Origin of the sequence: Acinetobacter sp. HR7, from assembly GCF_000773685.1 — a bacterium.
GTDB lineage: Bacteria > Pseudomonadota > Gammaproteobacteria > Pseudomonadales > Moraxellaceae > Acinetobacter > Acinetobacter thermotolerans.
Genome location: NZ_JPQO01000185.1, coordinates 25,666 through 35,974, shown reverse-complemented (window position 1 = coordinate 35,974; position 10,309 = coordinate 25,666). Strand labels below are relative to the sequence as shown.

The window sequence follows — 10,309 nt, the reverse complement described above, 5'->3', positions numbered from 1 at the left end:
TGTTAGCCGGATGCTTACGAATAACTTTCAACTTTTGCCAGTGTTGATCTGTCAGCATGGTACGAAGCATAGCGAATAGTAAAATTGGGTTTGGTGATTTGATTTTACTACTTCGCTATTTTTTAAGCTAAAAGTGTCAACATACCCTAATAAAAAGATGAAAAATAAAAAAAATAAAATAAGTAATATTTTTTTTTTCAAAATATTAGATCTCAAATTGTAAGGTTTTGTAAGATTTTGAGAGTTTTATTTTATATTGATTTATCTAAAAAAAATAATAAAAAACAAAGTTATATATTTAATATTTCATTTTTTAAGTTGGATTAATAGATTTTTCAATTGTGTATTAAATGTTGAGTGCGAAACAAGAAGAAAGGAACGATAAAATAATTCATTAAAAAATAAAGGTCTAGAAGATTTATGTACATCTGTTAAGGAATAATAATATGTATTGTGAAAAGTATCACATTTGTATGTTTTTATGCCAATCCTAATAAGATAAGACTACGGTTATGTGGCTGCACTCATAATAATAAAGAGTTTCACGCTGGCCGTTCTTCGAAATAAATATTTATATTCTTTTAAAAGAATGGAGAAAAACATGAAAAAAATAACTCAAGTGGTATTAGCGGCATTAGTACTTGGAGTTGGATCAGCAAGCGTATATGCTGGTGGCGATGATCGTGGTCCTAGCCAACATAAACCACATAAAGCAGGTAAACATGGTTGTGGAGATAAGTGTGAAGGGAAAATGAAAATTGTTTTAGATATTCCACGTCACTGTGACCTGGATATTCTTGATGAAACATTAACATTAACTCAAGCACGAAATGGTAGCTGGACAGACACAGGAGCCTTTACTGTGCGTACCAATGCACCTTATCGTTTGGATATCTCAGCACCTCAAGTATTAAATGGTCAAGGGGGAGCAACAATACCAGTACAGGTTTCTACTCGACAACATCTTTCTGGACGTGATTACAATGGTCGTTACTTACCAAGTACCAAAAATGCTGATCAGCGATTTAATGTGACTGCAACAGTATCTAACGATAACTATAGTGAAGCGGATGCTGGTTTGTATTCTGGTATTTATACAGTAGCAGTTCGATTCTAAAAATAAGAAAATTCTATTTAAACTATAATTAAATAATTAGGAGATGCATTAAGCATCTCCTACTTTAATATTTAACAATAAATAATAATTAATATTTGGATTCAAGGTATTGGAGTCAAAGATGAATATAAGAATAATGGGATTTCTGATAGTACTTGTATGGAGTGCCTCTTTGTTTGCCGGAATTAAATTTACGCCTATACAAATGCAGATTGAGGATTTTAAAAAGCAAAAAAGCACGACAGTTAATATTGAAAGTACGGGATTATCATCTTCTAAAATTTTTGAAATTAATGCTTATAAATGGGAACAGGATAGGGAAGGAAATGACATCTTGATAGAGGATAAAACTTTACTTTTTAATCCGAAAATATTTGAGTTAAAACCAGAAAGTAAACAGATTGTACGTATTGGTTTTAGTCAGCCACCGGAAAATTTGGAACAACAGCAAGCTTGGCGAATTGTATTTAAAGAAATAACACCAATTCAAGAAAAATCTACAATCAATTTTTTGTTTAATTTTTCTTTACCTTTATTTACGGGGAAAATCATTGCTCCTAAATTAAATGTAGATATTCAAAAAGTAAATAATTTAGCCTATCTCAATATTAATAATACTGCAAAATCCTTTGCAAAAATAACAGAAATTGTAGTTCTAGATAATAAAAATAATGAGTTGCTTCGACAAGATGTAGCGTTGTATGTATTGAGTGGTAATAAAATTAGAGTTGAACTGGGTGAAATCAAAGAAGGTAATGCGGCAAAATTAAAAATCAAACTAGATGAAGCAGGATATGTAGAGTTTCCTGTTAAAGGATAATGATTATTACGAATAATAAAAAGTAGTAAAAGGATCGTGCTATGAAGGCCAAAAAACTTCTTTTAGTCATTGCCTGTGGAATTGGTGTTACACATGCAGAAATTATTCAAGGGATTGAACAGAAAGCAACATCTGAAGAGTTTATTGTAAATATTTGGGTGAATGGGTTGGACTATGATACTGAAACAGTAACTTTTTCCCAGGGAGGAAAGCGATATGTCGAGTGTGAGGCGTTGCGTAATATAGGAATTCGTATTGAAAAAACTCCAAGACATTTAACTAGAAGAAATTTTTGTCTCATAACCTCACCTGATATCCGAATAGAAGATGATCATAGCCTACAGGCTATTAAGCTTTTCTTGCCAGCAAACTATTTTCAAGATACTGATTACTTGGCAGATGTTGAAATACCAGCAAAAGCAAATTTTGGAGGGTTTATAAACTATAGTCTTTTTTATGGTAAAGATGAGGAAGAACAGGGATTTAATACGTTTTCAGAAATTGGTATTTTTAATGATTATTGGCTTTTTAAAAATGCTTTTCTGTATCGAAATGATCCGGAAGAGGTTGAACAACAGGTAGTGCGTGTAAATAGTACTCTAGATATTGATTTTCCAAAACATTTTTTAAAACTAACGGTAGGCGATACAACGAGTCCTTATAGTTTTTTAAATAACTCTTTCCGTTTTGGTGGTCTTAGTTTCGGAACAAACTATATTGAGCGACCAGATTTCGTCTTTTGGAATATACCGGCATTAACAGGTAGTGCTAGTCTACCTTCTACCATTGACCTATTTATTAATGGTGTTAGCTTGTATCGAAATTCTGTGACACCGGGTAATTATAATCTTCCTGGAGGAGCAATTGTTAATCAGGCTGGGGATGCTCAAATTGTTGTAGAAGATATTCTGGGAAATCGGACTGTAAGAAGTTTTCCAGTTTATATAAATAGCCGTTTATTAAAACCAAAATTAAATGAATATAATTTTTCCGCAGGGAAATTACATTACAACTATGATGTCGTAGATGATGATTATAGAGACATGTTTGGCAAATTCTATTTTCGTCGAGGCATCACTAACTCTACCACCTTAGGCGTGGATTTGGTTTATAGTGAAAATGTGAGTAATGCAGATCTATTGTGGACTCAAGGAATTAGTAAGTATTTTCTTTTAGATACTGCAGCTTCGGTGAGCAAATCAGAAGAAATAGATGAGCAGGGGTATGCAGGTGGCATTGGAATTAGCCGTAATTCCAGAAATTGGGCGTTTGGTTTAAATAGTCAATATTTTACTAAAAAATATCAGTATCTAAATTCCGATACACTGGACTCTAATGTTGAATCTTCAAATATTTTATATTTAAATTTTTCTAACTTAAAAATTGTTGATGGATTAGGTTTTAACTATGTTTACCAATCTTATTATAATGATGACAACGGCACTCCTCGAGAAGATCGTAAATTTTTAGATGTTCGTGCAAGTAAAGTTTTAACAAAAAATTTATTTACAGATTTTGGCTATTATAAAGATTTTAGTGAAGAAGATGGAGATCAAGGCTTTAATATTGCTTTTTATTACAATTGGGGAGAAAGAGGACGAATTTCTCTAGATCATGATACGGGAGATAAAGAAACCAGTTTAAGTTATGCACATCGTACTATGACGCAAAATGGTTTTGATTATGTGCTTGGTGTGAATCATAGAGAAGAAGAGATTAACTACAATGCCTATGGTCTTTTAAAAACAGATATTGGTAATTTGCAGTTGTCACATGATGAATTTGAAGATCGCCGTTATTCTCAAGCGGCATTTGATGGTGCACTTGTATGGCTAGGTAGTAAAGTCGCTTTAACCAAGTATGCAGATAATGCTTTTGCTTTGGTTAATGTAGATCAACATGCTGATATTGATATTTATCGCTCAGCAACTCTTGCAGGAAATACAAATAAAAAAGGTTATATGTTTGTTCATAACCTGATTCCTTATATTCATTATGATATTTCTTTTGACCATAACCAGTTAGCAATGGATGAAACTTTTGAATATTCTTCCAAAGAACTAGTGGGATTGGATCAACGAGGGTATCGTTTAGACTTTCCTATCCATAAAACTAAACGATTTATTGTTCGCCTTAAAGATAATCAACAGAACAATCTTGTCGCAGGCTCTGAAGTGCTTATAGATGGTCTTGGAGAAGAGCCTTATTTCGTAGATAGTCAAGGTCTTGTCTATCTCTATCTATTTAAACCAGGAATATACAATCTGAAAGTTAAGACTCAAGGCGCACAATACTGCCAGGCACAATTGAATCTTAATCATATGCAATTCCAGAATGCTAGCAGCCAAATTCTAGAAGCTGTATGTAAGTAGGAGTAGAACAATGAAAAAGTTGTTTTTGTTTTTATCTATGCTAGGCATAAGTTCAGTAGCGACTGCTCAATATTGCTCAATTGATGGTTTTAGTAGTAGCGAATTACGCTTACAAAGTTATCAGCGCAGTCAAGCTGCAACCTCTTTTAATATTACTTGTGATAAGAGTTATTCCATTTTATTTAACAGTCAAAATTTATTAAGTGCGGATGGTATGAGTTTTGTAGCTAACGGTCCAGATAAACTCCGTACTAAGTTAAATTTGAGGGGAGCAAATAATAATTTGTGGGGCGTGCCAATTAATCAAAGTGCTGCACAACGCCAAAAATATATTATTGCGGTGCAATTGCTTGATAATCCTTTAAATGGTTTTCCAGCAGGTACCTATACTGACCAAATTTCGGTAGATATTAAATTTTAAAATAACTGTTCTAAATAATCTGTAATAAAAGGATCTAAATTCAGTATTTCAATAAATAGGCCAAATAAACTGAAAATAACAAAGGAGCGAATGATGAAACTCCACAATGCAAAAACAAAATTCCTCGAGTTGGATTTAAAAGGCTGTGTGGTGTTGAATCACTTGTTACATTCCAAAGGTGTAGCTGCCTTCTTTAAAATGATTAGCCGACTCGGTAATGGTATTTTCTGGTATGTGATGATTATTGCAGCTTGGCTGTTACAAGGTCTGATTTACAGCATGCAACTGCTTTATCTGATTATCGGTAGCACATTTGGAACAGTGCTTTATAGAATATTAAAGACCAAGACCTCTCGTCCTCGGCCTTATCAAGTACATCATCAACTAATTCGTTTAGGCGAACATCCTTTAGATCACTATAGTTTCCCCTCTGGTCATACTCTGCATGCTGTGATGGCCACAACTTTGCTGGGGTATAGCGTGCCGTTATTATTGATCCTGATGTTACCTTTTACGATTCTGGTGGCCCTTTCACGTATGATTTTAGGTTTGCATTATCCTAGTGATGTTGCGATTGGTGCAGTGATTGGCGCTACTGTTGCCATCAGTATCATTTCTTTAGCCCCGGTATTTAATATCAGCTTGTAAAAATATGCGGGTTGCTGTGGTAAATGCTCGCAGTATTTGCCAGATTTGATAAAGTACAGCATCAAAGCAAACAGCTATTAGGAACAAATATGGGTTTACGTTGGACTGATACTCTTGATATCGCAATTGAACTGTATGAAGCGCATCCGGATGTAGATCCGCAATGGATTCGTTTTACGGATTTACATACTTGGGTATGTGCACTTCCAGACTTTGAAGATGATCCACAAAAATCAACCGAAGGTCTGCTGGAAGCAATTCAAATGGCTTGGATTGACGAAGCGCGCTAAGGCTTCTGTCAAAAAAGCGATTTTTTTACAGAGGAAAAGCAGAAAATTGCGCATTATCTCGGTATAATGCGCCAAATTTTCATGTCAACCATTGACTAAAGGAGCCAATCATGGCTATTGAACGTACATTATCTATCGTAAAACCAGACGCAGTTGCTAAAAACGTAATCGGTGAAATCTTTGCTCGTTTTGAAAAAGCGGGCCTTAAAATCGTTGCAACTAAAATGAAACACCTGACTAAAGCTGAAGCTGAAGGCTTCTACGCTGAACACAAAGAACGCGGTTTCTTTGGTGACCTAGTTGCATTCATGACTTCTGGTCCAGTGGTTGTTTCAGTTCTTGAAGGTGAAAACGCAGTTCTTGCTCACCGTGAAATCCTGGGTGCTACTAACCCTAAAGAAGCTGCTCCTGGTACAATCCGTGCAGACTTCGCTGTAAGCATCGACGAAAACGCTGCTCACGGTTCTGACTCTGTAGCATCTGCTGATCGCGAAATTAACTACTTCTTCGCGCAAACTGAGATTGCTCCACGTACTCGTTAATTCGCAGTATTCAAGCCAGATAAGTGTTATTATACTTATCTGGTTTTTTTATTCCCTGAATAATCCTTTGCTCACATATTGAGCTTCTCCTTTCATCTTTAGACATGGTTTAGGTAACACACATGAGTACTGAAGCAGTCGCTGTATCAGCCGTTTCTGATGCACAGCAACACACTCCATCCGCTCCTGCACAGGAAAAAACTGTGGAGAAAGTGAACTTACTTGGCATGTCACGTCCACAAATGGAAAAATTCTTCGAAGATATGGGTGAGAAGAAATTCCGTGCCGGACAGGTGATGAAATGGATTCACCAGTATTTCGTGACTGATTTTGCTGAGATGACCAATATCTCAGGCAAGCTGCGTGAAAAGCTGGAAAAGATTTGTGAAATTAAAGCCCCAGAAGTGGTGCATAAAAATTTCTCCAAAGACGGTACTCGTAAATGGGTGTTTCGCGTGGGTGATGGGGAAGGCTCACTGGTTGAAACCGTGCTGATCCCAGCCGAAGACAAAACCGGTTCACGCAAGACCTTGTGTATTTCCTCACAAGTGGGCTGTGCTCTGGATTGTTCATTCTGTTCAACCGGTAAACAGGGATTCCAGCGTGACTTGACTCAAGCAGAAATTATTGGTCAGTTGTGGATGGCAAACTATTCCTATATGGAAGATGTGCCTGTCGCGGATCGTGAGCGTTCGGTAACGAACGTGGTAATGATGGGTATGGGTGAACCATTGCTCAATTACGACGCTGTGTTGAACTCTATGCGCATCATGCTGGATGACTTCGCTTATGGCATGTCGAAACGTCGTGTGACCTTGTCGACTTCAGGTGTAGTGCCGAAGATTGACCAGCTGGCAGAAGATATTGATGTGGCGCTGGCAATTTCCCTGCATGCGACCAACAATGAACTGCGTAATGAACTGGTGCCAATTAACAAGAAATATCCACTAGAACAGCTCATCGCCGCATGTCAGCGTTATATCAAAAAAGATGGCAATGAAAGTGCGCGTAAGCACGTGACCATTGAATACGTGATGCTGGATGGCGTGAATGACAAGCCTGAGCATGCACAGGAAATGATTAAGCTGCTGAAAGACCTACCAAGCAAGATCAACCTGATTCCATTTAACCCATTCCCACATGCGCCATACGGACGTTCTAGCCGTAACCGCATTATTTCTTTCCAAAAAACTTTGTCTGATGCCGGTTTTGTGTGTACGATTCGTCAGACACGTGGTGATGATATTGACGCTGCGTGCGGACAGTTAGTCGGGCAGGTTGCAGACCGTACCCGCCGTGCTGAACAATGGAAAAAGAAAATTGCGCAATCCAATGAGATCATGCGCTCACAAGGATAAAAAAGAGGTCGCCAATTGAGAAAGATGACATCTAAAATTGCTTTAATTTCAACAGTATGTTTTTCACTTGCATTGACTGCCTGTCAGACAGTAGACGCGGGGAAAAAGGACCCGGAAAAGGCAATTAAGGTACGGACTCAATTGGCGGTTGAATATCTGAAAACAGGTGATCTGGATTCAGCCAAGCGCGCACTGGACGAAGCACTGAAAATCAATTCACGTGATGCCCAGGCCAATATGATGATGGGCGTGCTGCTACAACAGGAAGGCAGTAAGGCTAATCTGGAAAAAGCGGAAAGTTATTTTAAAAAAGCGATTTCTGCTGAACCGAAAAATGCACAGGCGCGTAACAATTACGGCACCTATTTATATCAACTTGAACGTTATAATGACGCGATTGAACAGTTTGAAATTGCCGGTGCAACCCTGGGTTATGACCAGCGTTACCGTGCCCTGGAAAATCTGGGGCGGATCTACCTGAAAAAAGGGGATCTGGTAAATGCTGAAAAATCATTCAAACAGGCGCTACAAGCCAATCGCGATTCTTATATTTCAATGTTAGAGTTGGCAGAGATTTTTTATCTGAACCAGCAGTTCCCTGCAGCAAGCAAAATGTATGAACAGTTTGTGCATGCGGTAGGGCAGAAGAATCAGGGTGCCCGCGCACTCTGGATAGGCATTCGCACAGCGCGTGCCAGTGGCGATCAACTCGGAATGCAGGTACTGGTGAATCAGCTGCGTGCACTTTTCCCTGAAAGCCAGGAATACCAACGTTATTTGCAATTACAGTACAGTACTGAGGCCGTATGGAAGTAAATCCTAATTCACCATCGAATAATTCGAGCGTAGCGCCAAACGCGTTAGGAAATGTTCAACGTCCAGGTGAGTACTTGCGCCAGGTTCGTCTCAATAAAAAGCTTGAACTGGCAGATGTCGAACAAGAGCTGAATATTCCGCTGAAAACCCTGACTGCGCTGGAGCAGGATGACTATAAGTCTTTGCCTCAGGCCACTTTTATCAAAGGGTATTACCGTCTCTATGCTAAATATTTAGGTGTAGATGCGACCAATATTATCCAGCGTTTTGATGATATTTATGCCAGTGAAACTGGCGTGCCGCCGATCAATGGCCTGAATAATTCTCCCATCAAGATCATGGGTAAACTACCAGGTTCTAACCGCGACCGTAACCGTAAATGGCTGAAACGTGGCCTGATTACGCTTGCTGTACTGGTGGTATTAGGTTTGCTAGTTGCGATGATCCAGAACTGGTCAAGCAGCAGTGATGATGCATCAGTAGAACCGGCAGCGCAGGAATCTGAAGTTGAAGTGATTAATATGGATTCCACCGCTGCAGTCTCTGGTGACCAGTTAAAACTTGAATTCAGTACGCCAACTTCAGTGCATATTGTGGATGCAACTGGCAAGGTGCTGGCAACCGGCCGTCAGGCATCGACACTTAACTTGAGTGGGGAATCTCCATTCCAGATCCGTCTCGATGATGCAACCGCTGTGACATTGACTCTGAATAATGAAAATATTGCATTGTCACCATACACCGTAAACGGTAAAGCAGATTTCCGTTTATCACGTTAAGGGCAAGAGAGTAGAAGCAAATCATGATAGTGAATCCGATCCAACGCCGTCCAACTCGCAAGATTCGTGTCGGTTCAGTTTATGTCGGTGGTGATGCGCCTATCAGCATCCAGAGTATGACCAATACCGAAACTTGTGATGTGGCAGCCACGGTTGCACAAATCCAGCGCTGTGTTGCGGCAGGTGCGGACATCATGCGGGTTTCTGTGCCAAGTATGGAAGCAGCAGCGGCTTTCGGTGAAATCCGCAAGCAGGTTGAGGTGCCACTGGTTGCAGATATTCACTTTGATTACAAAATTGCCTTGGCAGTGGCTGATCTGGGTGCAGACTGTCTGCGGATTAACCCGGGGAATATTGGCTCTGAAGCTAAAATTCGTGAAGTGGTCGCAGCGGCACGTCATAATGATATTTCCATGCGTATCGGTGTAAATGCCGGTTCACTGGAAAAAGATATCCAGAAAAAATATGGCGAACCAACGGGTCAGGCACTGCTGGAATCTGCAATGCGCCATATCGATATTCTGGACCGTCTGGACTTCCAGGAATTTAAAGTATCGGTAAAAGCATCGAATGTGTTCCTGACTATGGATGCGTATCGTTTGCTGTCTCAACAGATTGATAATCCATTGCATCTTGGTGTTACCGAAGCCGGGATTTACCGTACCGGTTCAGTAAAATCAGCAATTGCCCTCGGTGGTCTGCTGATGGAAGGCATTGGCGATACCATGCGTATTTCCTTAGCTGCTGAGCCTGAGGAAGAAGTCAAAATCGGGTTTGATATTCTGAAATCTTTAGGTCTGCGCTCTAACGGCATTAACTTCATTGCCTGCCCAAGCTGTTCACGTCAGGAATTTAACGTGATCAAAGTGATGCAGACATTGGAAGAGCGTCTGGAAGATGTACGTGTACCGATGGATGTGTCCGTGATTGGCTGTAAAGTGAATGGTCCGGGCGAAGCCAAAGAGGCGGATATCGGCGTGGTAGGTGCAACTCCGCGTTCACTGGTGTATCGTAATGGCGAAAAGAGCCACTTAATCGATACCAATCAACTGGTTGATGAAATCGAAGCTATGGTTCGTCAACGTGTTTCTGAGCTTGAAGAAGCTAAATCAAAAGAAATTATTCGCACAGGTTTTTCTGAGTAGA

The 10,309-nt window shown here is 39.3% G+C and carries 11 protein-coding genes; all 11 read left to right on the top strand.

Annotation, left to right across the window (positions count from 1 at the left end; translation table 11 throughout):
- The first annotated feature begins 601 nt into the window (after positions 1-601).
- The 11 genes from GW12_RS10475 (at position 602) to ispG (ending at position 10,308) form a co-directional block, all read left to right on the top strand.
- Positions 602-1,117, top strand: a complete 516-nt coding sequence (locus GW12_RS10475; protein ID WP_034587255.1) for a DUF4402 domain-containing protein — start codon at positions 602-604, stop codon at positions 1,115-1,117.
- Between the two features lie 121 nt (positions 1,118-1,238).
- Positions 1,239-1,937 (top strand): molecular chaperone, encoded by a 699-nt coding sequence (locus GW12_RS10470; RefSeq protein WP_034587254.1) that lies wholly within the window; start codon positions 1,239-1,241, stop codon positions 1,935-1,937.
- Positions 1,938-1,978: 41 nt separating this feature from the next.
- On the top strand, positions 1,979-4,309 hold the full coding sequence (locus GW12_RS10465; RefSeq protein WP_034587252.1) for a fimbria/pilus outer membrane usher protein: 2,331 nt from the start codon (positions 1,979-1,981) through the stop codon (positions 4,307-4,309).
- A 10-nt stretch (positions 4,310-4,319) separates the two neighbouring features.
- Positions 4,320-4,730, top strand: coding sequence for a hypothetical protein (locus GW12_RS10460; RefSeq protein ID WP_034587250.1), 411 nt, complete (start codon positions 4,320-4,322; stop codon positions 4,728-4,730).
- 93 nt (positions 4,731-4,823) lie between these two features.
- Positions 4,824-5,378, top strand: a complete 555-nt coding sequence (locus tag GW12_RS10455; protein ID WP_034587248.1) for a phosphatase PAP2 family protein — start codon at positions 4,824-4,826, stop codon at positions 5,376-5,378.
- Between the two features lie 89 nt (positions 5,379-5,467).
- Positions 5,468-5,668 (top strand): Fe-S cluster assembly protein IscX, encoded by a 201-nt coding sequence (gene iscX, locus GW12_RS10450; protein ID WP_034587260.1) that lies wholly within the window; start codon positions 5,468-5,470, stop codon positions 5,666-5,668.
- 110 nt (positions 5,669-5,778) lie between these two features.
- Entirely contained in the window at positions 5,779-6,210 is a 432-nt protein-coding gene (gene ndk, locus GW12_RS10445) for a nucleoside-diphosphate kinase (protein WP_034587246.1), read from the top strand.
- 122 nt (positions 6,211-6,332) lie between these two features.
- On the top strand, positions 6,333-7,568 hold the full coding sequence (gene rlmN / locus GW12_RS10440; RefSeq protein ID WP_034587244.1) for a 23S rRNA (adenine(2503)-C(2))-methyltransferase RlmN: 1,236 nt from the start codon (positions 6,333-6,335) through the stop codon (positions 7,566-7,568).
- Between the two features lie 24 nt (positions 7,569-7,592).
- Positions 7,593-8,384, top strand: coding sequence for a type IV pilus biogenesis/stability protein PilW (gene pilW, locus GW12_RS10435; protein WP_161788388.1), 792 nt, complete (start codon positions 7,593-7,595; stop codon positions 8,382-8,384).
- Positions 8,375-9,163: a DUF4115 domain-containing protein gene (locus GW12_RS10430; protein ID WP_034587240.1), complete on the top strand. Its 789-nt coding sequence runs from the start codon at positions 8,375-8,377 to the stop codon at positions 9,161-9,163. The genes pilW and GW12_RS10430 overlap by 10 nt, the downstream gene beginning before the upstream one ends.
- A 23-nt stretch (positions 9,164-9,186) precedes the next feature.
- Positions 9,187-10,308 (top strand): flavodoxin-dependent (E)-4-hydroxy-3-methylbut-2-enyl-diphosphate synthase, encoded by a 1,122-nt coding sequence (gene ispG / locus GW12_RS10425; RefSeq protein ID WP_034587237.1) that lies wholly within the window; start codon positions 9,187-9,189, stop codon positions 10,306-10,308.
- The last annotated feature ends 1 nt before the right edge of the window (position 10,309 follow it).

Excerpts from the sequence above, each read along its gene's own strand:
- GW12_RS10455 (WP_034587248.1), top strand. The coding sequence starts at position 4,824 with ATGAAACTCCACAATGCAAAAACAAAATTCCTCGAGTTGGATTTAAAA.
- GW12_RS10430 (WP_034587240.1), top strand. The coding sequence starts at position 8,375 with ATGGAAGTAAATCCTAATTCACCATCGAATAATTCGAGCGTAGCGCCA.
- pilW (WP_161788388.1), top strand. The coding sequence starts at position 7,593 with ATGACATCTAAAATTGCTTTAATTTCAACAGTATGTTTTTCACTTGCA.
- GW12_RS10465 (WP_034587252.1), top strand. The coding sequence starts at position 1,979 with ATGAAGGCCAAAAAACTTCTTTTAGTCATTGCCTGTGGAATTGGTGTT.
- GW12_RS10460 (WP_034587250.1), top strand. The coding sequence starts at position 4,320 with ATGAAAAAGTTGTTTTTGTTTTTATCTATGCTAGGCATAAGTTCAGTA.
- GW12_RS10475 (WP_034587255.1), top strand. The coding sequence starts at position 602 with ATGAAAAAAATAACTCAAGTGGTATTAGCGGCATTAGTACTTGGAGTT.
- GW12_RS10470 (WP_034587254.1), top strand. The coding sequence starts at position 1,239 with ATGAATATAAGAATAATGGGATTTCTGATAGTACTTGTATGGAGTGCC.
- iscX (WP_034587260.1), top strand. The coding sequence starts at position 5,468 with ATGGGTTTACGTTGGACTGATACTCTTGATATCGCAATTGAACTGTAT.
- ispG (WP_034587237.1), top strand. The coding sequence starts at position 9,187 with ATGATAGTGAATCCGATCCAACGCCGTCCAACTCGCAAGATTCGTGTC.
- rlmN (WP_034587244.1), top strand. The coding sequence starts at position 6,333 with ATGAGTACTGAAGCAGTCGCTGTATCAGCCGTTTCTGATGCACAGCAA.
- ndk (WP_034587246.1), top strand. The coding sequence starts at position 5,779 with ATGGCTATTGAACGTACATTATCTATCGTAAAACCAGACGCAGTTGCT.